The sequence below is a fragment of the Granulicella sp. L46 genome (genome assembly GCF_009765785.1).
Lineage (GTDB): Bacteria > Acidobacteriota > Terriglobia > Terriglobales > Acidobacteriaceae > Granulicella.
The window spans coordinates 1-25,035 of sequence record NZ_LMUT01000002.1 but is presented as its reverse complement, the minus strand read 5'-3'; the positions used below and the strand labels follow the sequence as shown (position 1 = coordinate 25,035).

At 52.8% G+C, this 25,035-nt stretch carries 21 protein-coding genes; 11 read left to right on the top strand and 10 right to left on the bottom strand.

Features of this window, described 5'->3' with window-relative positions; all coding sequences use genetic code 11:
• Positions 1-92: 92 nt before the first annotated feature.
• The 5 genes from GSQ80_RS00105 (at position 93) to GSQ80_RS00085 (ending at position 9,757) form a co-directional block, all read left to right on the top strand.
• Positions 93-1,532, top strand: a complete 1,440-nt coding sequence (locus GSQ80_RS00105; RefSeq protein ID WP_216850063.1) for an alpha-L-fucosidase — start codon at positions 93-95, stop codon at positions 1,530-1,532.
• A 366-nt stretch (positions 1,533-1,898) separates the two neighbouring features.
• Positions 1,899-3,794: a glycoside hydrolase family 36 protein gene (locus GSQ80_RS00100; RefSeq protein ID WP_158785485.1), complete on the top strand. Its 1,896-nt coding sequence runs from the start codon at positions 1,899-1,901 to the stop codon at positions 3,792-3,794.
• A 30-nt stretch (positions 3,795-3,824) separates the two neighbouring features.
• The gene (locus GSQ80_RS00095; protein WP_158785484.1) at positions 3,825-6,290 is read left to right on the top strand and encodes a glycoside hydrolase; all 2,466 of its coding nucleotides are present in this window, start codon (positions 3,825-3,827) and stop codon (positions 6,288-6,290) included.
• Between the two features lie 123 nt (positions 6,291-6,413).
• Complete coding sequence (locus GSQ80_RS00090; RefSeq protein WP_158785483.1) at positions 6,414-8,459, top strand: right-handed parallel beta-helix repeat-containing protein; 2,046 nt, start codon at positions 6,414-6,416, stop codon at positions 8,457-8,459.
• Positions 8,460-8,953: 494 nt separating this feature from the next.
• Complete coding sequence (locus tag GSQ80_RS00085) at positions 8,954-9,757, top strand: IclR family transcriptional regulator (RefSeq protein WP_158785482.1); 804 nt, start codon at positions 8,954-8,956, stop codon at positions 9,755-9,757.
• Between the two features lie 8 nt (positions 9,758-9,765).
• Here the strand turns inward: GSQ80_RS00085 and fucP are convergent, their stop codons facing one another.
• The 5 genes from fucP to GSQ80_RS00060 are packed head-to-tail and all read right to left on the bottom strand — an operon-like array spanning position 9,766 to position 14,558.
• Positions 9,766-11,109 (bottom strand): L-fucose:H+ symporter permease, encoded by a 1,344-nt coding sequence (fucP, locus tag GSQ80_RS00080; RefSeq protein ID WP_254059361.1) that lies wholly within the window; start codon positions 11,107-11,109, stop codon positions 9,766-9,768.
• Entirely contained in the window at positions 11,106-11,969 is an 864-nt protein-coding gene (locus GSQ80_RS00075) for an amidohydrolase (RefSeq protein WP_158785481.1), read from the bottom strand. The genes fucP and GSQ80_RS00075 overlap by 4 nt, the downstream gene beginning before the upstream one ends.
• 56 nt (positions 11,970-12,025) lie before the next feature.
• A complete protein-coding gene (locus GSQ80_RS00070) occupies positions 12,026-12,409 on the bottom strand; it encodes an RbsD/FucU domain-containing protein (RefSeq protein ID WP_158785480.1) in 384 nt (127 codons plus the stop codon).
• Between the two features lie 15 nt (positions 12,410-12,424).
• On the bottom strand, positions 12,425-13,255 hold the full coding sequence (locus GSQ80_RS00065) for a fumarylacetoacetate hydrolase family protein (RefSeq protein WP_158785479.1): 831 nt from the start codon (positions 13,253-13,255) through the stop codon (positions 12,425-12,427).
• A complete protein-coding gene (locus GSQ80_RS00060; protein WP_158785478.1) occupies positions 13,230-14,558 on the bottom strand; it encodes an enolase C-terminal domain-like protein in 1,329 nt (442 codons plus the stop codon). Before GSQ80_RS00060 ends, GSQ80_RS00065 begins: the two co-directional genes overlap by 26 nt.
• Positions 14,559-14,764: 206 nt before the next feature.
• Between GSQ80_RS00060 and GSQ80_RS00055 the strand changes: the two genes are divergently transcribed.
• From GSQ80_RS00055 to GSQ80_RS00035, 5 genes are all read left to right on the top strand, one after another.
• Positions 14,765-15,592, top strand: coding sequence for an SDR family NAD(P)-dependent oxidoreductase (locus tag GSQ80_RS00055; RefSeq protein WP_254059360.1), 828 nt, complete (start codon positions 14,765-14,767; stop codon positions 15,590-15,592).
• A gap of 20 nt (positions 15,593-15,612) precedes the next feature.
• On the top strand, positions 15,613-16,395 hold the full coding sequence (locus GSQ80_RS00050; protein ID WP_158785477.1) for an SDR family oxidoreductase: 783 nt from the start codon (positions 15,613-15,615) through the stop codon (positions 16,393-16,395).
• An 84-nt stretch (positions 16,396-16,479) separates the two neighbouring features.
• Entirely contained in the window at positions 16,480-17,217 is a 738-nt protein-coding gene (locus GSQ80_RS00045) for a (Fe-S)-binding protein (RefSeq protein ID WP_158785476.1), read from the top strand.
• Positions 17,214-18,683 (top strand): LutB/LldF family L-lactate oxidation iron-sulfur protein, encoded by a 1,470-nt coding sequence (locus GSQ80_RS00040; RefSeq protein WP_158785475.1) that lies wholly within the window; start codon positions 17,214-17,216, stop codon positions 18,681-18,683. The genes GSQ80_RS00045 and GSQ80_RS00040 overlap by 4 nt, the downstream gene beginning before the upstream one ends.
• Positions 18,680-19,336: an LUD domain-containing protein gene (locus GSQ80_RS00035; protein ID WP_158785474.1), complete on the top strand. Its 657-nt coding sequence runs from the start codon at positions 18,680-18,682 to the stop codon at positions 19,334-19,336. Before GSQ80_RS00040 ends, GSQ80_RS00035 begins: the two co-directional genes overlap by 4 nt.
• A gap of 466 nt (positions 19,337-19,802) precedes the next feature.
• Here the strand turns inward: GSQ80_RS00035 and GSQ80_RS00030 are convergent, their stop codons facing one another.
• The 4 genes from GSQ80_RS00030 to GSQ80_RS00015 all read right to left on the bottom strand — a co-directional run bounded on the left by GSQ80_RS00030 (position 19,803) and on the right by GSQ80_RS00015 (position 23,750).
• Positions 19,803-21,809 (bottom strand): FG-GAP-like repeat-containing protein, encoded by a 2,007-nt coding sequence (locus tag GSQ80_RS00030; RefSeq protein WP_158785473.1) that lies wholly within the window; start codon positions 21,807-21,809, stop codon positions 19,803-19,805.
• A 527-nt stretch (positions 21,810-22,336) separates the two neighbouring features.
• Positions 22,337-22,801: a DinB family protein gene (locus GSQ80_RS00025; RefSeq protein ID WP_158785472.1), complete on the bottom strand. Its 465-nt coding sequence runs from the start codon at positions 22,799-22,801 to the stop codon at positions 22,337-22,339.
• 11 nt (positions 22,802-22,812) lie between these two features.
• Entirely contained in the window at positions 22,813-23,148 is a 336-nt protein-coding gene (locus tag GSQ80_RS00020) for a helix-turn-helix transcriptional regulator (protein WP_158785471.1), read from the bottom strand.
• A 122-nt stretch (positions 23,149-23,270) separates the two neighbouring features.
• Positions 23,271-23,750: an SRPBCC domain-containing protein gene (locus tag GSQ80_RS00015; protein WP_158785470.1), complete on the bottom strand. Its 480-nt coding sequence runs from the start codon at positions 23,748-23,750 to the stop codon at positions 23,271-23,273.
• Between the two features lie 327 nt (positions 23,751-24,077).
• Between GSQ80_RS00015 and GSQ80_RS00010 the strand changes: the two genes are divergently transcribed.
• The gene (locus tag GSQ80_RS00010) at positions 24,078-24,272 is read left to right on the top strand and encodes a hypothetical protein (protein ID WP_158785469.1); all 195 of its coding nucleotides are present in this window, start codon (positions 24,078-24,080) and stop codon (positions 24,270-24,272) included.
• Between the two features lie 148 nt (positions 24,273-24,420).
• Here GSQ80_RS00010 and GSQ80_RS00005 read toward each other — a convergent pair whose 3' ends face one another.
• Positions 24,421-24,906 (bottom strand): DUF4440 domain-containing protein, encoded by a 486-nt coding sequence (locus GSQ80_RS00005; RefSeq protein WP_158785468.1) that lies wholly within the window; start codon positions 24,904-24,906, stop codon positions 24,421-24,423.
• Positions 24,907-25,035 lie beyond the last annotated feature (129 nt).

The following is a 25,035-nucleotide window of genomic DNA, read 5'->3' as shown; positions in this document are numbered from 1 at the left end:
GTTCAAATGGCAATGGTTCCAGCAAGTTGAGTTAATGATTGCTGCAACCGTCGGTTGTCACAATCAGGTTGTTATTAAGCATAGGAATCAATATGAACATAGCCCGCTACACCGTCGTTATTATGCTTCTTTCTACTGCTAGAACATTAAGTTATGCGCAGCTGGGAAGTGCCAAGACGGTCCGGCCTGTCATTCATCAGGTCCCTGCTATTCAAGACGCTGAGACAACACCCCAGCGCGATGCTCGGATGCACTGGTGGAGAGAGGCGCGCTTCGGTATGTTTATCCACTGGGGTCTTTACTCGATTCCGGCCGGCACATGGAATGGTAAGCAAGCTCCAGGCATCGGCGAGTGGATCATGAATACTGAATCGATTCCTGTAGCTCAATACAAGGCGCTCGCTTCCCAGTTCAATCCCACGCGGTTTAGCGCGCACGATATCGTCGCGCTCGCGAAGTCAGCCGGGATGAAATACATCATCATCACAGCGAAGCACCACGACGGTTTTGCCATGTTTGATTCGAAGGCGAACTCGTTCAATATCGTCGATGCAACGCCCTTCCATCGAGACCCGATTCGCGACTTGGCTATTGAGTGCAAGAAGCAAGGTATCAAACTTGGCTTTTACTACTCTCAGGATCAGGATTGGACCGCCCCTGGGGGCGCTGCTTATAAGACGGGCGACCACCAGCCTCCAACCTTCCACTGGGATCCGGCGCAGAATGGCAGCTTCGATACCTACCTTCAGACGAAAGCGATACCACAGATCAAGGAGCTTCTAAATAACTACGGAGAATTTCCCGCCATCGTTTGGTTCGACACTCCTACCAGCGAGATGACACCAGCGCGTGCTGCCGAGATCGTCACCTTGCTCAATCAGCATCCTAACCTTATCTGGAATAATCGGCTGGGAGGAGGTTACGACGGAGATACAGAGACCCCTGAACAACGTATCCCTCCGCAAGGTTTTCCCGGTCGCGATTGGGAATCGTGCATGACAATCAACGATACTTGGGGATATAAATCCTATGACGCAAACTTTAAATCTACTGAGACGCTTTTACATAACCTCATCGATATCGCCAGTAAAGGCGGGAACTACCTTCTGAACATTGGCCCTGATTCTCATGGCATCGTGCCCGGACCGGAGGTGCAGCGCCTTCTAGCAATAGGCAAGTGGTTGTCGGTTAACGGCAAAGCCATCTACGGCACGGGACCCACGCTCTTTGGTGCGGAAGCTGGCGCCTTCAGTTCGACGGAGAAAGACGAAAACGGGAAACCTGTATTCGTTCCAAGTTGGTCCTGGAGATCCACCACAGCGCCCGGGAAGATCTATATAGAGATTTTTCAGTGGCCCAGTGGTTCCTTTCATCTCGATACTCTGCCTCGCAAGATCATTAGTGCCTATCTCCTTGCCGACAAAACTCGCAAACCGTTGCCCATTTCATCTAGCGCTACGGGGATCGACATCCGACTTCCGGCAAGGCCAGTCGACCCCATGGCTACCGTGGTCGTCCTTAATACCGATTAGATTGTCGAAGGCGTTGTCTTGTGATTGTTTGGCGAGAGATCGCTCCGCCCAATTTCCCGAACCGTTTCTAGGAGAGCATAAGTGAATCGTCGGGAGTTCATGATCTCATCGAGTGCCGCGGGATTCGTTCGGCTATGCAACCCACCGCAACTGCTGGTCGAAGTTCCTTCTCCGTTAGGAACGCAAACTTTCACTTGGAGGACTCCGTCGCTTCGTCTTGATTTTTTGGTTGAAGGTGAGAGTCTGCGACAGGGAGCGCTTTTGCCAGCCGATTACAAAATAGACGTCAATCGAGATTCGTTTACGCAATCATACGGCCCAGAGGTAGCTCTTCAATGTACAGGCGAGAATTCGATCGATGCAGCTATGAAGCAGGCGGTGGGAAATCCAGGACTTCGACTGAAGTACATGGGCAAGCGCGAGGAGGATTTGCTACTTGTTCTTGAACATGCAGATGATCAAACAGGCCTAAAGGTTGAATCCTTCTATCAGACATTTGCCAATTCACCCGTGTTGCGACGACATACACGCGTTTCAAATACGGGCACTGCGGCAGTCGGTATCGAATTCCTCAGCTCTGCGATGCTGCATGGATTGGCAGATCCATTTCGATATAACAACCAACTGAGAATTCATCTCGCATATAACAGTTGGATGTCAGAGGGACAGTGGCACACGCTGCGACCATCTGACATGGGCTTTGTTGAAAATGAGCGTGCGAGTTGGTCAGAGGCCGCGGCCGATGGGATCGGTACATGGTCAACTGAAAAATACCTGGCTATGGCGGGGGTCGAAAACAAAGAACTAGGTCTGACTACATTCTGGCAGATCGAGCACAATGGCTCTTGGCATTGGGAAATATCGAACGCCTCTTCCCGCGGCAACCTGGCGGACGATGTATACGGCTATCTAGGAGGCCCCGATGCTCTACATGCTCAGGCGTGGAAACAGCTTGAGCCTGGCGCGGTATATGAGACGGTTCCGGTAGCGGTCGGATGCGTTCGCGGCGGCTTTGAGGAAATGGTTACCGCACTCACTCAGTATCGAAGAAGTGATTGTGTGCGACCACGGCCTGATCGCAACCGCAGTTGTCCGATCATATTTAATGATTATATGAATTGTCTTGAGGGTGATCCAACCGAGGAGAAGGAGAGGCCGCTCATTGCTGCTGCAGCTGCAATGGGTTGCGAGTACTTTGTAATCGATGCGGGTTGGTATGCAGAGAGGAATGAGAATTGGAGTGAGACGGTCGGGCTTTGGCAGCCGGCGCAAAGCCGCTGGCCAAAGGGGCTAAAGTACACGCTTGATCAGATTCGCGCTGCTGGTATGACTCCTGGGTTGTGGCTTGAGCCAGAGGTGGCGGGCATGCATTCCTCACTGGCGCAAAAGCCTGACAGCTGGTTTTTCATGAGGCACGGTCGGCGTGTGATCAAAAATTCACGTTTATTGCTCGATTTTCGACATCCGGACGTTTGCGCATATCTGAATGGCGTGCTGCATCGTCTGGTCAAGGATTACGGCGCCGGATATATCAAGATGGATTACAACACCGATGGCCTGGAGGGAACTGAAACCGATGCAGAAAGCTTTGGGCAAGGTTTGCTGGAGCATAATCGGGCGCTCCTTGCATGGCTTGACGCGGTACTGGAACGATATCCGGAGCTAATCATCGAGAACTGCGGGAGTGGTGGTGGGCGTATGGATTACGCAATGTTGTCGCGGCTACAGTTGCAATCCTGCAGTGACCAAGAAGAATACTTAAACTTCCCGGCAATTGCGACGGGAGCCTCGGCGGCAGTACTTCCTGAGCAGCTTGCGGTTTGGTCCTATCCTACAGAGCAATCCACTGCCGAGGCGGCAAGCTTCAATATGGTGAACGCTATGCTGCTTCGTGTCCATCAGAGCGGACACTTGGCCCAACTCACTCCCGAAGCAAAGGAGCAAGTGAAACAGGGGCTCTTTGTGTATAAGTCCAGGATTCGGATGCATATTGCAAATGCCACGCCTTTTTATCCTCTCGGTATGCCCGATGTCACAGACCGCCAAACGCCGGTTGCATTAGGTATGCGTGGTCCGGGAGCCACGTTTATGGCAGTATGGCGACTCGGTGGGATCAACGAAGTGCAAATACCATCTCTTGCACATGAAGTTGAGCTGCTCTATCCCATGAACCTTGGCATATCCGTTCGACAAGGAAAAGGAAAAGTCATTATGCGATTCCCTAAGCCGCAGATGGGATGTATCTTGTCGCTTCGCACATAAATTTCAGGTGCTGGAACTCGCGTAAACGGCATGTTTCTAGCGCAACAAATATGGAAAGAGAAAGAAAATATGAAAAGACCGGGCGGAAAGCCCCTATATCTTGCCCTAGCCTGCACGAGTTTTATATGGCATGTGAGTGTTCGTGCTCAATCGCAGTCTGCTTCTGATACAGCTTGGGATAATGGAAAATTTCATATTGACGTGGCTGGTGTCATAAGCCGTTCGAATATCGTTTTGGACGCGCCGAATATTCAGGCCAGAGAGGCCATGCCACTTGGGAATGGCAGTCTAGGAGCTGCTGTCTGGTCTGCAAATGGATTTACTGCACAACTGAACCGCGCCGATACTTTGCCTTATCGCTACTCTTTGGGACAGGTGGAAATCCCGGGACTAATACCTTTGACGAATGCGAGAGACTATTCTGGGCGCCTTGATCTTTACAGTGGAGAATTTCGAGAGAGCGGCGGTGGGATGACAGCTACCGTCTATATGCAACCCCATACAGACACGATGATCGTTGATGTGACGGGTGCGGACCCGGATCATGCTCAGACCGCCAAGTTAGACCTCTGGCCACCACGCAGTCCGCACGCATCGGCTGCAGGCAAAACGGGCATACTCTCTCAAGTGTGGAATGATAATAAAGCTCCAGGCGCTTCAGGACTATCTTTTGGCACACTCTCAGCCATAACGGCGGAGGGCCGAGGTCTCTCCGTCACGATTACAGATCCACGCACGATCACACTTTCCTTCGAGCCGTATCCCGATGGCCATTTCCGAATCATCATTGCAGGACCGCATTACGACGGGAGCCAGATTGAGCAGGATGCTGTCACTCCGGCGCTAGTACAGACGAATGAAGGCGAGCATAAGCGTTGGTGGCATGCCTTCTGGCACAGGGCCGCAACGATAAAAATTACTTCAGCAGATGGAGTTGGAGCCTATATGGAGAATCTCCGAAATATCTATCTGTACGCGGCTGCTGCTGAAAAGGGAAAGGAGTACCCTGGCACCCAAGCCGGGGTCGCAGATATGCTTTCCTCTGGCAGAGATGCTCATCACTGGGATTCATCTGCGTTTTGGCATTGGAACCTAAGAATGCAGGTAGCGGCAAATCTTGGCGCGGGGTTGTCAGAGCTGAATGCTCCGTACTTCAATCTCTACAGAGAAAATCTCGCGAACATAGAAGACTGGACAAAAAAGCATATGCTTAGGCGCCCAGGCGCTTGTATTGCGGAAACCATGCGTTTCAACGGGCAGGGAGTCGAATACGAACCAAGCTGGCCGCCCAATCAGCCGTCTCTTCAGGTAGCCTACGACTGCGACGCACAATTCCAGCCCTATGCGAACTCGCGCACAGTCTCAACAGGAGCGGAGGTATCGCTATGGGTATGGCAACAGTATCTGGCGACCAATGATCGAAGCTTTCTTATCAGTAACTATCCGATAATGGCGGCTTCGGCGCGATTTCTTCTTGCGTATCAAAAAGTCGGCCCTGACGGACTCTTGCATACGGGCCCGTCCAATGCACATGAGACTCAGTGGGATGTGACCGATCCAACCACCGATATTGCCGCGTGCCTAGCTTTGTACCCGGCGACGATTCAGGCAGCCAACCTTCTCGGCAAGGACGCTGACCTCGTTGAACAGCTCAAAGCGGCGTTGCTGAAAATTCCTCCTTATCCACGTGCGCAAGTGACGAGCCCGCAGACCTTAGTAAAACCTGCGGCAGACGCTGAGGGACAGGATATGATCGTGGATTCTTACCTTCCAGCCACAATCAACCATAACAACGAAAATATTGGCCTTGAGCCAGTGTGGCCGTACAATCTCATCGGCCCAGAATCACTCCTGTTCCCTCTCGCACTGCGTACGTATACTCATCGTCCATATCCTGCAACAGCAGATTGGAGCTACGACCCCATTCAGGCTGCACGGCTCGGCTTGGGTAAGGAGGTTGGAGAAACGTTAGCTGCGATCACTGAGAAGTATCAAGACTCGATCAATGGTTTCGCCAATTGGGACCAACAGTATGGCGAGTTCTATGTTGAATTGGGTGGTATTGTCGCAACCTCTCTTCAGGAAGCACTGGTCCAGGATTACGACGGCCTTATCCGAGTCGCACCTGCTACACCTCCAGGGTGGGATTTCGATGGCAGCGCGTATATTCGCGGAAAAACGAAGGTGGACGTGCAGGTGAGACACGGCGTCCCGACAACTGTTGCCATTGAAGCGGGTACGACTCAAAGGTTGAAGATTCGCAATCCATGGCCAAATGAAAAGATCGAGATTCTGTCCGGAAGCGGCGTGCGAACGGAGAATCATGCAATGGGCTCAATAGTGACATTCAAAGCAGTTGCGGGAAGTAGCTACCTTATGAAGAGAGCCGAAGCACAAGCAACCACTTTACGCTTTGTACCTGTGACAGGTCTACCGGCGCATTCACCGAAAAAGCTGGGGAGAGCTCAAATTGGTCTTTTCGGCCGAAGCCAATAAACGCGAGAACCTTGTTGCACCATTGAAAATCGACTGCGACCTCTACGTCACTTCGCTTTCCAGAAGCCTTCTAGTATAGAACCTAAGCTGCTTTGTTCTTCGACCACAAGCCCGAGACTTGCTATGTTCCCTCGAAATCCAATCAAATTCATATTGTCACGCACGAGGCAATTATTCGTCATCGTGTTTGCGCCTGTATTATTCCCAACCTTCATGCAAGCTGCAGCTCATGCCCGTTCTGAGCCGATACAACATGCGACGAACACTTTCTTTGTCTCACCTATGGGAGACGACGATAACCGAGGCACCAAAGACTCCCCATTCCATACCATTCAGAAAGCTCGCGATACCGTAGCGAGTCGTACCGGACTCATGCAGAAGGACATTTATATCTACCTTCGCGGCGGTGTCTACCTTATTACTGCTCCAATTACATTCACTCCAGCCGACTCTGGCACCAACGGCCACACTATTCACTATCTCGCTTATAAGAATGAAAGGCCAATGGTCAGCGGCGGAAGACAGATCACCGGCTGGACTAAATATGACGGTAACATTTACAAGGCAAGCCTCGATAGGCCGGAAAAGCTGCGGCAGCTTTATGTTAATGGTCAGCGATCGTCTATGGCTCGTGGCAAAGATTTTATCTATAGCTCAGAGATTCAAGGTGTCGGCACTTTCAGAATAGAGGGTACTGAACCGTGGGCGTTGACATCCGGCACACGCTTCACCGGATTTACATTCAGCAAAGATAACCTAGGGCAATATAAAAATCCTGGAGATGTAGAATTGACCAGCAAAGCTGGCTTTGGATATCACATCGTTAGTCTCAACAATATTGAGATGCTAGGTACAAAATCTATTGCGATCCTTCAGGAACCGATCGGTGCTATTGCGCAATCTATACCTCAGTATGGATGCGCGTTCATCAGCAATAAACCGGAACTTAAAGCTGTTTCCCAATTCCATTTCCAGAATGCTCTCGAACTGTTGACCACCGAAGGCGAGTTCTATTTCGACCGGCATAGTAAGACCCTCTACTATTACAAGCGCGCTAGCGAGGACATGAATACCGCGGTAGTGATTGCTCCGCTTTCGGAGGGTTTGATGATCTTAAAGGGCTCGTCAACGGAGCATCGAGTTGCTAATGTTGAATTTCGCGGAATTACATTTGCTTATTCGCATTATTCTCTAATGAACGTCGGTGGCTCCTATGGAGACACCACCGTACAATCAATTGCTTTATATACGAAATACAGTGACGCCGGAGTAAATCACACAATAAAATATCTCGATAACACTTTGCAAAGAGCGGCCGTTGAATGCGAGAACTCTAAAAATATTGACTTTGTCGGTGATATCTTTGAACACATTGGCGCGGTTGGCCTATCCCTTGGTAATGACTCAAGCAACTCAAGCGTTATTGGGTCGGTATTTTATGACATAGGTAGTTCGGCCATCAACATTGGGGATCCGAGAAATGTTTACATTGATGATGGTGATTTTCCTCCTGGGGTAGAAGGTGTTCCGACCAATAATGTTGTTCAGAATAACTCGCTAAGAAATTTGGCTGTGGAATCCTTGCAAGCGCCGGCTGTTTCCATCTTTTACACAAAAGATCTTAACCTCTCTCATAATGAGATATCCGTTGCACCCTATACAGGCATAAGTGTCGGATGGGGATGGACATCTTTCACACGGATTACTAAACCCAATAGTTTTAGTCAATCCAGCGCAGGCAATAAAATTGATTACAACAGGATTTCCAATGTCATGTTATGGATGCATGATGGGGCCGGTATCTATGTACTCGGAGAGCAACCCGATTCAGAGATAGTAGGAAACTACTTTGGCAATATTGGCGGGTTTTCACAGGGATCAGCAATCTACCTTGACCAGGGTAGTCGATTCCTAGCAATTACGAACAACTTCAGCGATGATCCCAATGGCTGGTTTTTTGTTTGGGGCAAGGCCGCCCAAGTCTACAATATATCGTCGTCAAATAACTATAGCTCCGTGGTCAGAGGTAACGAAGCCGATAATCTTAATGACTCGCCGAACTTCAAGAACGCAAGATCAAAGCCTACTGATTTGGACCGAAAGAACAGGACCCATGCGGGTCTTGAGCGCCGCTTCAGGAAATTGCGGGAGGAAGAATGGGGTCCTTAGACTTCTCACGCTGCCTGCCAGGGAGGTCTGCTTGTGTGATGACGGCTATCTACAGCAGGATAGGCGGTAGGAACAGCTTCGTTAGATTTATTATGGACGGCGAGCAGCGCCAGTGTTTTCTGTTCGCGCCGATGCTCACGTCTTTCCAGCCGATCCTGGTCTAATTACTCTGCCCTAGTCGCAACTCCTTCGGTCGCGTCCCGGGTTGAAGGCCTTCGGTCCCTGTTGCGGAGGTGTTGCTATCTCTTTCCATGGTAGGCTTCATCGTTGCCGACCCGAATAGTCAAGCAAGTGGTATCGATGATCGGCTGTTCGTACCACTGATTCCAGGTTGCGTCAGATGCCAACGTCGCTGAGACAAGACCCTATAATGAATCACATGTCGGTACAAACCTGATTTGGTCCCTTTGCCCCTAGTCGGCTGATGTAGTAGCGTTTATTGCGCTCCAGTTCTGTAGCCAAGTGTAAATTTAGATTAGCTATGCAGGATAAGTATGCCTAAGAATCGAACCGTAGGATCTTTAGCAAAGTCGACGAAGACGCTAACCTATGCGACCCCCGCCCTAGACAAAGGGCTTGATATTATTGAGCTGTTGGCGCATCAATCCGCTGGTCTGACAAAGAGTCAGTTGGCCCGTGAGTTGAAGCGGACCATATCGGAAATCTTTCGCATGTTGCTATGCCTGGAGCGGCGTGGTTATATCGCACAAGTCGAGGAGGAGCGATATTCCCTAACCTTAAAGATGTTCAAGCTGGTGCAGGAACATCCGCCCACCGAACGCTTGATCGTCGATGCGCTTCCTGTTATGAATCGACTGGCCCATGTCACCTTGCAGTCTTGCCATATGGGCGTGCTGGAGGGGAGCCGCGTGGTCTTTCTGGCGCAGGTCAACGCCCCGACGGATCTGGGCTTTTTCGTGAAATTGGGATCAACCGTCGACATTATGGAATCCGGGAGCGGATACGTCATCCTTGCCCACCAGGTGGCAGCTCAGCGCGAGCGAACATTAGCGGAGTGGAGCCGGGAGACAGGTAAGAAGCCCCCTCGCGACCTTGAGGCGCATCTTGAGCGCATTCGCAAGGCGGGTTATGAGAAGCGAGCGAGCTATTTGGTTAAAGGCATCGTTAATATCAGCTTTCCGATCTTCGACGATAGGGGTTCGCCTCTTGGAGCGTTGACTGTGCCCCATATTCAATACAACGAATCAACAAAACGCAGTATCCAGGTGATCAAGCTTTTGCGCGAAGCTGCGGAGCAGATTACATTGTCTATTGGCGGCAAGCGCCCGGTCGGATGACGGTGAACTTAGATTGGCAGGGGAATGGTGAGTGCTTTGGTGCTGGATCGGGCGTTCAGGCTGTAGATTGCGACGACAAGGTAGCAGGCTGAAACTACCGTGTATCCCAATGCATAGCTTCCGGAATGCTTGGCGACTAGTCCGAGAATAGGGGGAATCATTCCGGCACCGACGACAGACATCACGATCAAAGAGCCTCCCAACTTTGTGTTTGGACCAAGACCCTTGATGCCCATTGCGAATATGGTGGGAAACATAATCGACATAAAGAAGCTCGTGAGCAGAATTGCGCCTGCACCAAGGCCTCCGGGGTGAAGAATGGTGACCGTGAGCAGCAGAATATTGATGCTGGCGTACGCACCCATCATGCGGCCGGGATTGAACCAACGCATCAGGCCGGTGGAGGTCAAACGGCCGATTGCGAGCGCGACTAGATTACCTGTCAGCAATAAACCGGCGGTTCGTTCACTGGAGTGGGTGTACTGCCTCACATAAGGAATGAACGCAGACCATGTACTGACTTGTGCGCCACAGTAACAAAACTGCGCCAGGATCGACGCACGAAGTCTTGGCACGCGTAGCAACGAGATGATCTGACGAAGGAGAGGACCAGCCTGCTTCGTTCCGTGCCCTTGGGGCGCATTGGGAAATTTTGTGAATCCGATGATGACCGCAAGTAGAAAGACAGCGCAGCCGAGCGAAACGTATGTGGGAACCACACGCATGATTTCGCCGTGAAGATAGCCGGCATATGTGCCTTGAGATTTCATCAACGTAGCCTTCGAGGCTGAAAGCTCAATGCCTGAAAAGATGAAGAAAGTACCAATTAGGACACCGGTGATTGTGCCTGGTGGGTTGAATGCCTGGGAAAAATTCAGGCGCCGTTCGGAGGTAGCAGAAGGTCCTGATTCGGCGATGAATGGGTTGGCAGCTGTCTCGAGTGTGGCTGAACCACAACCAACGACAAATAATGCAGCCAGCATTAGCCAGTACCGGCCTATCACTGCGGCAGGCCAAAACATTAGAGTGCCTGATCCAAATAGACATAAGCCGGCGAGGATGCCGAATTTGTAACCCCATCGGCGCATGCAGATCGCGGCCGGGAGAGCCATGCAGAAGTAACCAAGGAAAACGGCTGTCTGTACAAGCTGTGCCTGCACTGGTGAGAGTTCAAAAGACTTCCTAAACTGCTGCACCAAAATGTCGGTCAGATTGTTCGACATTCCCCAAATAAAAAACAGTACGGTGACGAGGATGAAGGGAAGCAAATGACCACGTGGAAAAAGATCCGACCTCGGATCATTTGCACTTTGAGAGTTTGCAGGCGATGGTTTGTCGATCGCACTATTCAAGATGAAACCCCAAGGTCAGCCGAGAGGCGATAAAACTCTATAGCGTTCTCGCCGAAGATGAGCCGAACCTCATCCTGGTTGAAGTCAGCAAAGTAGCGCGCGAGTAGATCCCACCATTGTGAATAGGCAGAAGCCACTAGACACACCGGCCAGTCGGATCCGGCGAGAAGTCGATTCGGCCCGAAGGCCTCCACGCATACATCTAGATAGGGACACAACGATTCCAGCGTCCAATGCTGCCAATTGGCTTCCGTCACAAGGCCCGAGACCTTACAGAACACATTTGGACGACGCGCCAACTCAAGAAGACGCGTCTTCCACGGTTCGAGTTCGTCTTTAGAAATCTTCGGTTTCGCCGCGTGATCGAGAACAAATCGTTGGTAAGGGTGTTGGTCCACGAGGCGTGTCGCTTCTATTAACTGCCGTGCCTGGATGAGGATATCGTATGTCAGACTAAGACTCGTGAGTTGTCTGACGCCGCGATTAAACTCTGACCGGTCAAGATATCCATCGGGCTTTGTCTGAACGATCTCACGTATACCGACGAGTTTGGCGGCATCGTCGAAACTATTCAAGATTTCTGCAAGGTTGTTCGCTCCAAGGGGAGCCCAGCCCACAACTCCTCGTATGATCGGCGCAGACCGTGCGCATTCCAGTAGCCAGCGTGTCTCTACGAGAGATTCACGCGCTTGCACGGCAACGGTGCCATCTATTTTAGCCGTCAGCAACTCTCGGTGAAGTTCGTTCACCAGGAAGTCGCGGCGTAGAGTAGCCATATCTTCGTCGATCCAGCTAAACTCCGCCGGGTGATAGTGCCAAAGATGGTGGTGCGCGTCGATTCTTAGCGGAAGCAACGACATCGTTGACTTATGAGACGAAGATGTCTGAAACGGATTATTCATGAGGCTTTGCGTGCCTAAGCCGATTCAAGGATAATGTTTGAGTATGGAGTCGTATCTGCGGTACGAATGAGTCCAATTGCAGAGGGCACCCGGCGTTTGAATTCGATATGCGTTTCAAATTCAATTGAAGGCAGTAGCATCTTGAATGCGTTTAGGGTCGTCGGCGCGACCCATTCACGGAATTCAATCGCCATCCAGGCTTTGCCTATGACGAAGTTCGCGGTCACTGCGTTGAGAACATTAAGCACCGTTGGAATGTCATCGACCAGAGAAAGATCGACGGTTTCAATCTGAGGCCAGAAAGGGAAGCCGCGGTCAGCGATGACCAACGTGTTGGTATGACGGACACGACTGAGCAAGGAGTTGATCTGCGGGTTGAGAATGCCGGTTTTGAGCATGGCTTTTTACGAATGTTAGTCGATGAAACGTGTACGGTTGCGCAACCTTCCAATCCGTTCAATATCGATGATCATCTCTTCACCGTCGCGTAGCCAGCGTTGCGGGGTACGACCGAGTCCGACCCCTGGCGGCGTGCCGGTACTGATAATGTCTCCAGGGCAGAGTGGAACGATACTTGAGAGATAGGCGATGAGATTGGGGATCCGGAAAATGAGGTCGCGAGTGTTTGCTGACTGCATAACTTCACCGCTGAGGGTCAGCCGTATATCAAGTTGGTGAGGGTCTGGTACTTCATCGCGAGTTGTAATGGATGGTCCCATCGGGGTAAATGTGGGGAAACTCTTTCCCATTGTCCATTGAGAAGTTGAAAGCTGTACACCGCGGGCACTCACATCATTGATGATGGTGTATCCGAAGACATGTTGCTCCCAGTCGTTAGGTCCGATGCGATAACCAGCTTTACCTATGACTACGGCGAGTTCGGCTTCATAGTCTGGATCAGTTGCTTCGGGCGGTAAGAGCACATCGGCTTCCGGGCCTACGATCGAAGAGGCAAGTTTCATAAACACGGTAGGAACAGACTGTACCACCATCCTCGATTCAGCCGCGTGTTCTCGGTAGTTTAGACCAATGCCAAAGATTCGGGGAGGCCTTTGCAGAGGGGCCATCAATGTAATCTCATCCGCAGGAATTGGGTTTCCCTCGAATACAGGTAATGCAGCACCGCTTATGATGTGTGCGAGTACATCATCCTCTTGTGAATGACGAAGCGGCTGGACCAACTGATCCTGCAATAATCCACCATGAATCATTCCGTCGTTATGCGTGAATGAAACTAATTTCATCCGACTGTTCCCTCCAAACTTCTCCATTGGGATATTCAAACCGTTCAAGTGATGCAGGGAGGATTTCACAACTGTAGCCGGACTCTTGAGGCACCATGTAATGACCTCTTCGAATCGTCACAGGGTACCGAAAGTGCTCATGGAGATGGTCTACAAATTCGATCACGCGATCCTCCAAAGTACAGGACACGCCAAGAAAATCAAAGATCGCGAGATGCTGCACATATTCACATAGCCCAACCCCACCTGCGTGGGGACAAACTGGGATGCCAAACTTTGCTGCCATGAGAAGAATAGCCAGGTTTTCATTGATTCCGGCAACACGGCAGCTGTCAATCTGACAAACATCGATGGCCTGAGCCTGAAATAGCTGTTTGAACATGATGCTATTGTGGCAATGCTCCCCGGAGGCGATGCGTACGGGGGTAGCCTCGCGACGGATGCGCGCGTGCCCCAGGATATCGTCCGGGCTGGTCGGTTCTTCCATCCAATACGGCTTGAGTTGGCCCAGCAGGAGTGTGCGTTGAATCGCTTCCTCAACTCCCCATTTCTGGTTGGCATCCACCATCATCTGACAATCCCATCCGATTGCCTCGCGCATGAGCTGCCCACGCCGCAGATCGTCCTCCGGAGTGCCTCCCACCTTAAGTTTGAAGCCAGTCCATCCATCAGCAAGGCCCTCGCGGCAAAGCTGCCGAATCTTCTCATCACTAAACCCGAACCAGCCAGCTGAAGTTGTATATGCTGGATAACCGCGAGCTTCCAAGATGGACAAACGCTCAGCTTGCTGATGCTTGCCTGCTCGTAGAATGTCGAGTGCTTCCGAGGGCGAGATTGCGTCGGCAATATAACGAAAGTCGACAGCGGCTACGATTTGCTCCGGGGTCATCTCTGCAAGCAGTCGCCAAATCGGCTTGTCTTCAGCCTTGGCATATAGGTCCCAAACCGCGTTTATCAGAGCACCGCACGCAAGATGAATGACGCCCTTTTCTGGACCCAACCATCGGAATTGCATGTCTCCAGTCAATAGAAGGTAAAACCCATTGAGATCAGCGGTAATGGATTGCAGCGTGCGGTTCCGAACAAATCTCGAAAGATACTCAATTGCGCTGACGCAAAGTTCCGTCCCGCGACCAAGCGTGAATGTGAGAGCGTGGCCCTCGAGGCCTGTATCCGTCTCGAGAATGCAGTAGGCGGCTGAGTAGTCAGGGTCTTTGTTGACCGCGTCTGACCCGATAGACTCACGCGACGTTGGGAAGCGTAGATCGATGACTCGCACGTTGGTTATGGTGATTGGTTTCAAAGCTTCCTCGATGTTTCAAAGGCTTCGGGTCGTTTTTCTCAAACCGCTTTGCTCTCAATGTTTGACAGCAAAGCAAGTGTAGTTATGTCGTCATGTTTCGTCAATGAAACATTACGTGCATGGGGAAATATGTAAGGTTGCCCATCCACCCGGCTTCGTGCGCATTCTTTTACAAGTGCCATACAAGTTTCATATTTGACAAGCCTATGACGAGGACGGTAAAACTCAGAACGATGGTCCAAGTGGTATATGGGGGAATTTCGCCGGTGTTTGAACTGACAGGGAAGCGCGCGGTAGTGACCGGTGCCGCCAGCGGGATAGGTTTCGCTATAAGCGAGCTGTTCGCCTCTCAAGGAGCGAATGTTGTCTTGGTTGATCTTGATTCAGAGAGATTGAACATTGCCGCGACAGCGATCAGGGAAAAAACTGGAGCGGCCACTTCAAGCCTCGCCTGCGATGTCGGTTCACAAGAGAGCGTTGGAAAAGCGTTTTCCCAAATTGTGGGGCCTGTCGATATCCTGGTCAATTGCGCAGGTCTGGCGCATGTCGGGAATCTGCAATCTACCTCTCTTGAAGACTTCGAGCGGCTTTTTTCAGTCAATGTCCGGGGCACATACCTCTGTATGCGGGCTGCGATTAAGACGATGCTCGAAACGAGTTGTGGGACCATTCTTAATCTAGCGTCCATTGCAGCTACGGCGGGCCTTTCGGACCGCTTTGCCTACTCAATGACGAAGGGCGCCGTGCTTTCTATGACACTTTCAGTGGCCAAAGACTACATCGCGCAAGGAATTCGATGCAATTGCATCTCGCCGGCGCGCGTGCACACTCCATTCGTCGACGGCTTCCTTGCGAAGAACTATCCGGGCGAAGAAGCCGAAAAGATGAAGGCCCTCGGTCAGTCGCAGCCGATAGGACGTATGGGCACTCCTGATGAAATTGCTATGCTGGCCCTGTATCTATGCTCCGATGCGTCCTCCTTCGTTACAGGAGTCGACTATCCAATCGATGGCGGATTTTTCAACCTGCGTTGAATTACTTTTGCGGAGAGACTGTGGACCTGGGACTCAAAGATCGTGTCATTGTCGTCACTGGCGGCGGTGCCGGTATTGGAGAGGCCATTACCCGCGCCTGCATTGACGAGGGGGCTGTTGTTGTCATCGTGAGCCGAGCCTCAGAGAATGTTAAGCATTTTCTGAATGAGATGAAGGAACAGAGCCGATGTAACTTCATCGAAGCACAACTTGCAGACGCAGAGCATTGTCGTCATGCAGTGGAACACATTCAACAAAAGCATGGCCGCATTGATGGACTTGTAAATAACGCTGGCGCAAATGATGGGATCGGGCTTGCTGATGGCAATCCAGAGCGTTTCCTCGAAAGCCTGCGTCAGAACCTCGTTCACTACTACTCAATGGCACACTTTGCGTTGCCGATGTTGAAGGAAGCACGTGGAGCGATCGTCAATATCAGCTCTAAGGTCGCGCTTACGGGGCAAGGCGGAACATCGGCCTATGCCGCGGCTAAGGGCGCTCAGCTCGCGCTGACACGAGAGTGGGCTGCTGAGCTTCTCCCGTTTGGCATCCGGGTCAACAGCATCTTACCTGCCGAGGTTCTCACGCCTCTCTATAAGAGGTGGCTGGAGAGCCAGGACAAACCGTCGGACGCCCTTAAGGCAATCAGTGATCGGATTCCATTAGGCCGGCGTATGACCGAGGGATCGGAAATCGCCGCCATGGCAGTCTTCCTGCTTTCATCAAAACAGTCCGGACACACTACGGCACAACATCTTGTTGTCGACGGCGGATATACCCATCTCGATCGCACCCTCACGTAATCATGCGCGATTCTGATCGATAGAGGAAGGGTGCGATCTGCAAAACCTCCGTCGTTGGGAGGTGCGATATCAAAGGAGAGATCTTTGCGAATCGCGCTCTTTGTTGCCTGTTATAACGACACGCTCTTCCCGGAAACGGGTATAGCAGTGACGCGCGTATTGGAGCGCCTCGGGCACACCATCGAATTTCCTATCGAACAAACTTGCTGCGGCCAGATGCATCACAACACCGGCTATCAGAAGGATGCTGTGCCACTTGTGCGTCGCTTCGTTTCTATCTTCCGGGACGCAGAGATTGTCTGTGTACCTTCGGCTTCATGCGTTGCGATGATTCGGGAACACTACGAATTGATCGCGCAACAGGAGCATGATCCGGATTTCGCGCGTGAAGTTCGCAATCTGCTTCCACGCATCTTTGAGTTTTCCGAACTGCTGGTGGAGCGCCTTGGGGTTGATGATGTTGGAGCCACGTTCCCCCATAGCGTAACGTATCACCCCTCCTGCCATTCTTTGCGAATGTTGAATGTGGGCGATGGCCCTTATCGGCTCCTTCGGCAGGTACGAAAACTTGAATTGGTCGACTTGCCTAATCAGGATCAATGTTGTGGATTTGGCGGCACTTTCGCTATTAAGAATGCGGACGTCTCGGCCGCCATGCTATCCGAAAAAAACAGAGAAGTTTTGGAAACTGGAGCAGCGGTCATCACAGCACTCGACAATTCCTGCCTGATGCAAATCTATGGAGGACTTCATCGGCAGGGCTCCTCAGTGCGGGCCATGCACCTAGCTGAAATACTGTCGTCTTCTGAGGTGGACAGATGAGCGTACGAGTCGGTAAGACCGATCGAGCTTCGTCATTCCCTGTGGCGGCCAAAGCCGCACTCAGAAACGATCAGCTCCGCCGCAATGTAAGAAACGCGACGGACATCATCCGGGCGAAACGTGCCTTGCGTATTGATGAGATGCCAGACTGGGAGCAATTGCGACAAGCGGCGAGTGATATCAAGATGCACACACTCGCCCATCTCGATTACTACCTAGAACAATTTGAACGAAACTGTGAGCAGGCTGGAGGAAAGGTCCACTGGGCGCGAGATGCCGATGAGGCCAACACAATCGCCGCTGCATTGATCAAGCAATACAGCGGAGATCAGCCGGCTGAGGTCATCAAGGTTAAGACGATGACCTCGGATGAGATCCAGATGAATGTGGCCCTCGAACACGCCGGCATTCGAGCCTATGAGACGGATCTCGCCGATATGATCGTCCAGATGAGCAGCGATGAGCCTTCGCATATCGTTGTCCCTGCGCTGCATAAGAACCGTTTTGAAGTACGTGAGATATTCCGCGAGCAGATGGGGCTTGTCGACCTTGGAGATCAGCCCGCTGATCTGACCGATGCTGCTCGTAGCTATCTACGCGAGAAGTTTCTGCGTATAAAGATCGGCATCAGCGGGGCAAACTTCGCCATTGCTGAAACCGGTTCTGTTTGTGTCGTCGAGTCAGAGGGCAACGGCCGAATGTGTGTCACGATGCCGAATGTTCTGATCAGCTTAATCGGCATAGAAAAGGTGATTCCCACTTTCCAGGATCTTGAAGTCTTTCTGCAGCTTCTTCCACGCTCCGCTACAGGAGAGCGCATGAATCCGTACAACTCCTTTTGGGCCGGAGTCGAACCGGGCGATGGGCCGACGGCGTTCCATATCATCTTGCTCGACAACGGGCGCACAGCTCTTCTCAAAGACGAGCGCGAACGCGAGACATTGGACTGCATACGCTGCGGCGCCTGCCTGAATGCGTGTCCCGTCTACAGAGAGACTGGAGGCCACGCCTATGGCAGCATCTACTCTGGCCCCATTGGTGCAATTCTTTCCCCGCAGTTGCAATCTTTAGAGCACTCTCGCTCACTTCCGTATGCCTCGACGCTTTGTGGCGCCTGTTATGAAGTTTGTCCGGTTAAGATCAATATTCCAGAAATCCTGATTCACTTGCGAGGCAAGATCGTTCGCGAAGAGCAGGCGACCCTTCGTGGCAGCCTATCAGCGGAATGTTTAGCGATGCGGGCGATGGGTACGATCTTTTTGAGTCATCGTCGTTATGAGTCTGCACAGCGTCTTGCGAGGCTAGGGCAAAAGATTTTCGAGCGGAACGGGCAGCTCACAAACCTCCCGGGGCTTGCCGGCGCATGGACAGAGTTTCGGGATCTCAGGCCTCTCCCTAAGCAAAGTTTTCGAGACTGGTGGAAGACACGAGTTGAAGCTGCCGTTTCGAGTGAGGAGGCATCATGAGCCTCCCTCTTACCGCACGCGAGGAGATTCTGGCGCGCATTCGCGCCGCACTTCCTGATCTCAAGGTCCCGGTCGAGACATCCCACGCAAGTATTACCCGCTCGTATGGTCGCTGCTCCAGCCTTGATCGAGGAGGTTGCCTGCAACTGTTTATCGACAGACTTATCGACTACGACACGAAGGTGATCGAGCTGACCGATGAGACCGAACTTCCCGCAGCCGTTCAGCAGGCACTGCAGGATGCAGGTGAAGATCGCCTGCTGGTCCCTTCTGGTCCGCTCCAGACGCTCGCTCCGGAAAACGTGAATGTCTACGTTGATCACGGTCTCACCACTCCAGAGCTTGATCGCGCGCAGGCCGTATTGACGACATGCGAAGCCGCGGTAGCTTCCACCGGAACCATCTTCCTTGTCCATGGCGGAGATCAGGGGCGTCGCGCTCTTACCTTGCTGCCAGATCATCACATCTGCATCGTATGTCGCGATCAGGTTTATGGATCGCTCCCAGAGGCGCTCGCTGCAATAAGATCGCAAAGTGCCAGACTGATCACCAGCATTAGCGGGCCCTCCGCTACGTCAGATATTGAGATGGTTCGTATTCGCGGGGTGCATGGTCCACGCCGCCTCACGGTTTTACTGTATGGCGATTTGTAAGTTCGTGAACCATAGCGCAATGCTGTAGGGACGCCAGTAGTCATGATTGAGCGAAGGGCCAACCCGTCGCATCGATTTAGGTCGGAGTGGCCAATTACATTTATTGGCGCGGCTGCGCTAATGAGCAGCACCAATATCAGAAAAGCCCGGTTATCGGCGGCTTCGATCTGAACTTGCCGAAAACCCCGTATTGCGGGAGCGTCGCTAATCATTCCCCGCTGTACCCTCGTACCTCCATTGGAAGTCGGCTTCAACCCAGCGGGCAGCGGATCGCTGAACACTGGCCGACTTGTCGCTACATAAACCGGGCTCGGCCTCAATGAATAGAGTCCCAGAATCTGTCGATGAATCGCCCCTAAGGAGTTCCTGTCAGAGACATGCTTCGGAACGCGCAACGCTGACCGCTTCCGCCAATCCCACCGCAGTGCCAGGCAAATATACGACGACCAAATAGCGTGGAGCGTGGCTACTGCTGCAACAGGATCGATACTGATCCCGTTCCGTCCAGGCCGTTCGCCACGGCTAGATCGAGTTTTCCATCGCCATTGAAATCTGCCGCCGCGATGGCGTCTGGGCCCTTTCCCACAGTGTAAGTGGACGCCCGGATGAATGTCCCATCACCCTTCCCCAACAGAAGCGTGACCGTGCCATCGCCATTGTTGGCGGTGGCGAGATCCAGCTTGCCATCATTATTAAAATCTCCCACGACCATGGCAGCAGGCCCATTTCCGACCGCGATGGTGATGGGTGGCTGAAACGTTCCGTCACCATTCCCCACCAGGACGCGTACAGCATTTCCATCTTCATCCGTCACAGCGACATCCAGCTTGCCATCGCCATTGAAATCCCCCGCGGCAATCGACGAGAGGCCATACCCGACTTGAATCGGTGAGCTGGCTGTTTGTGTGAACGTCCCGTCGCCGTTCCCAAGCGAGATGACTACTCCTCCGCCACCAACGACAGCGACATCCAGCTTTCCATCTCCATTGAAATCGCCCACCGCCGTGCCTGAACCTGAAGGAATCTGTCCGGCGGCATTGAACGCTCCATTGCCGTATCCCAGGTCTACTTGCGAGATACCTGAGATCGAGTCGATAAGAGCCAGATCGAGATTACCGTCCGCGTTGAAGTCCGCAGTCTCGATCGCAGACATCGGAAAACCAGGGGCATTTGCGAAGGTCGCCGAAGAAGTAACGAGGGCGCCGGTCCCGTTCCCCAGCAGGATCACTGCGGCTTCGTTCTGAAACTCTGCAACCGCCAACCCGGAATGACCACTGTGATTGAAATCGCCCACGGTCAACGCCGAGACATACGGCGATGCAAAATCATCGTAGGGCGGGCTGGGTATGGAAACCGGGGAATCCGCTGCACCCGCAAATGTGCCGTCGCCATTGCCGAGCATCGTATACAGCCTCACATTTGCCGCGACTGCAAGGTCTGCCTTTCCGTCCTGATTGAAGTCGGCGATTGCTAATCCAGCGGGCTCCGCAATTTGTAATGGAGAATTCTGAGCGTTCGCAAAGTTGACCGTCGTCTGCGGAGTTCCCACCTGGAAATACACCGCATTGGACGAGTCGCCGCCGGGAGCCGGGTTCACCACCGTCACCGAAGCCGTCCCCGCCGCCGCCACGTCCGTCGCTGGCAGGACGGCGCTCAGATGTTCTCTGTCCACGAAAGTCGTTGCGAGTGCCGTGCCGTTGAAATCGACCGTAGCGCCGGAGACGAAGCCAGTTCCGCTAACCTTAAGCGTAGTTCCACTACTACCAGGTGATACGGCAGACGGTACGAGCGGCTGGTTCAGGAAGGGCACCGGATTTGCGGTCACGGATCCCGCGGGATTGATCTGAATGCTCAACTCATTCGACGCGGAGGCGCCGTCAGCGTCCGTCACAGTCCCATCAAAAAACCAGGTCCCAGCGCCAGTGGGTGTCCCGCTGATCATCCCGGTTGCGGCGTTCAGTGTCAGCCCGTCGGGCAGCGATCCGCCTACTTCCGTTGCGGTAATACCCGACCCGTTATAGACGCTCCAATGGAACGGAGCCGTGCCTCCAGTGAGCGTGATCGGTTGGCTATACGCCACACCTGCAGTTCCGCTGGCGATCGACTGAAAAGGTATGACCGGGTATGGGTTGACGGTGATCTGTATCGAAGCGCTCTGCGTCGGTTCTGCGACGGAGGTGGCCGTCACCGTTATCTGCTGTGCGCTGGCGATACTGGTGGTAGGCGGGGAATAGGTAACCGATGTACCAGTCGAAGAACTGAGAGAGCCGACACCGGCGAGGCCCCACACGACTCCCTTGCCAGACGTGTCATTCGCGAGCGTAGCTGTGACCGTAGCAGAAAGCCCCAGACCCTGATCGAGCGCCTTTGGAGTCGAAGTCAGGCTCAGGGAAATCGGTATCGAAGACGAACCGGAACATCCAGCCAGAGTCACAACCATCGCAAGAAACGGCACCACCCCAAGAAAACGCATCTGGGCCCCTTACCTTATCTTTACTTCGTCCGCCAGGTATCACCCGCAATTTTACCGGCAAACGGATTCGGCTGCTCAGAAACGGCGGCAACCCACACAGCGCGGACCACCGATGACTCGGATTCCTCATTGGCAAATCTCAAGCCAAAATCTCAGCGATGCGCCATTTGTGCGCAGTCCTAAGGATTACTTCTCGAATGTTCTAGGGACTTGTAATCCGGCCCGGGCCGTTCTTCGATTTACGTGAAATCGCCATTTGCACGAACGGCGCGGCTAGTGGATGTCTGCGACTCCCGGTCGAACTGCCGGAAAAGTCGGGTTCCCAGCAAATTCGAGCGTAGTTTCCGAAAACGCCGTTTTTCGGGGCCTTCGATCTTTGAACCGATCCGAGTGCCTTCGAAGAGTGCATCGGCCTTAAGTCGCAAATCGAGCAGCACGAAGCAACAGATTGACAGACACTGCCCGATTTCGCTCTGCGAACGTCTTCGTCGACGAGTACATTGGCCCATTACTCTTTGGACCAGCTTCTACTCAGTTTCATCCACGGACGGCTTTCTTCCTTTCGCCAACGTCAGAGCTATTTGTCCTGCATGATTTGAGGTGTGAAAAAGCGCATGGGCGAATAGCCTTACTTTGGACACAGTGCCAAAAAAAGGAGTATCCACTGGCTTCAGCCAGTCCTCGTCCGAACTGTTTTCCACGAGTTCTTCGAGTACCTTGAAGCCTCGCTCAATCAATTCTCTGCTGTAGCCAATGTCAAAATGCTGGCCCGTATCGACTTCGCCCATCGTCGTGTTTCTAACATCAGTTGCTACTCCGAGAAACTGACTGAATAGGTTGATCGTTTCGCCGATGTGGCGATAGATGAAGCCGATCGATGCTGTCCGGTCGTTCAACCGCAAGCTGGAGTTTTGTTCCGTAATCCGGTCAAACGAGAAGGAACTCGTATATTGATTTTGCTTAACGATTTCAAGCAACACGTCTTTCTGCATGGTTGTCCTCCTTATAGACGTCCTTTCGTTGGTATTTCGTCTGAATCTGCAAGCAAGTCGCCCAGCCGATCGAGCCCGCGTTCCCAGGTTGAACGGTGATCCTGGACCCAGTTGTGCAGCGCCAAAAAGCCGGTGGGATCGAGACGGCAGGTGCGTACTCTGCCAAGCTTTTCCGTATGCACCAGGCCAGTCTCCTCGAGCAACTGCAGGTGCTGTCCCACGGCGGTGAGGCTTATCTGCAAGGGGCCTGCCAAGCTGGAGACTGAGAGCGGGCCCTGGCGCAGTCTATCCACAATCGCTCGACGAGTGGGGTCACCCAAGGCGTCAAATATTTTCCCGATGGCCATTGATATTCTCTCCTTCCAGCGGCCTACCCAAGCCTGCGGCGGCGCTCCGTCCTACGCCAAGCACTGCGCTTGAAAGTTGGCCGCTGCCAGGCAGGCAACGACGCTGCCCCCCTTCCCGGCAGCTACCTGGCCAGTTCAGCTTGCAGGCTGTCGAGCAGCCCGTTCCATCCCGTCTCGATCATCGGCGGAGTGAGTCCGTTCGGGCCGGAAAGATACACCCCCTGGTGCGTCAGAATTAGATCGGTGCCGTTGTCGGTCTCGAGAAACTCGGCAGTGACCAGCGAAACCAGGATTCGCTTTTCGCCGAGATCCATGGTCGTCGCGGTCACAATCAAAGCCCCCGATACGATGTCCAGGTAGCGGCTTTCATTGGTAATGATCATGCCTGCCACTGGGGTGCCTGGTTTCAACTTGTAGATGAGGCGTTCCGTGCCGCCAACGCGGAAGTCCATCGCAAACTGCTGGACCTCGTTGGCCTCTCCCTCGGCGTACCAGCGCCTCTTTTTGCCCTCCTCGGCAAAGGCCGAAAACACGGTCTTCGGCGGTTTGGGGTAACTACGCTCAAGTACGAAGGTGCTGTGAACGACAGATGGCTCTTGCATTGGCTCTGCTCCTTCCCGTGGTGGGAATACTGAAGTGTCTACTTGAGTGTTGCGTGATAATGCCTGATTGTCAAGTGAAGACTTCAGTGTTGTAAGGAAGAAGGCTCTAATTCACATTGTTGGCTTGAAGAACAATCGCCAATGCGCTTATCGACGAAGTCTGAGCCCTCAAGCGACGTTCCTGCAAAGTCGGGTTTCGGAAACTTCGGGAATCCCATCTGTCAGGACGAGCAGCGTTACACGCCGGTCCGGAGGAGTGTTCCTGAAATTTGCTCACGGACGTTTAGTGGCTGCATCCTACGTCACAAGGCGATTAAGGAGAACATCATGACCGCAACTCGGAAAAAAGACAACCAGGAATACAAAATCGATCTCACAGCTCCAGCCGGTAGCGAAAATTCCCTCGGTGCAGAGAGTGTCCGCGACGGCCGCCCCACAACCGACGACAGCGTGGTCGAGGCCATCGACGAACAGGGGCATGGCATCCCAAATCCATCTGACTCCGGCAAGGGCGCCAGCTAGCTTGGGCGGAATCCTCTTAACTAACCCTTGCGGTGGATCCGCGTTATGGTAACTTTAGCGGCCCCGCGCAGCTCGCGGCTTGTTCGACCTGCTTTATGCAGCATTGTGCAGATTGAGCTTCGGGGAAGGAAAGTGCAGTTGGCGACCGTCATTGGGGAATTGGTTGGTGGTCCTCGGAATAGTGGACGTGTACAAGCCGCCACCTCCCAGATTCTTTGAGGTACACCTGAGTTTCGACGCCACGCGTGGTCACTGCCGACCCGTCTTTGCGCATCGTCGCATGAAAGGTCCAGTGAAACTCCGACCAGCCCGCATTTCCATTCACGTGGACTTCTACGGCCCTCGGCTCGAGATTACGAGTCGAAAACATGCCGCCCATTATCTTTTGAAAGATCTGCTGCTCGATGGCGTCCAAGCCATGCTCCTCGCCGAGTGGATACACGAACGAGACCTCGGGCGAATGCGACCAGATTTGCGAGAGGAGGTTCAGATCGACGGTATCTACTGCTTTCACATACTGCGCAATGAGCTCATGGATTGACGCGACGTCTTTTCGCCGGCCGGTATCGGTCTGTCCCGCTGCGAAGGCAGGCATGAGCCAAACGATACCGGCGAGAAGAATGCGGGATGCCATTTCGTTCTGAGTTTATCTCCCACCTGTCACCGTGGTCGATCGATCTGTGGCCCAGAATCTTGAAATCGCACTCTGAGGCGAGAAGCACAGAAGTCGCACAGCGCGGCGACAAACATGACTACGATTCCA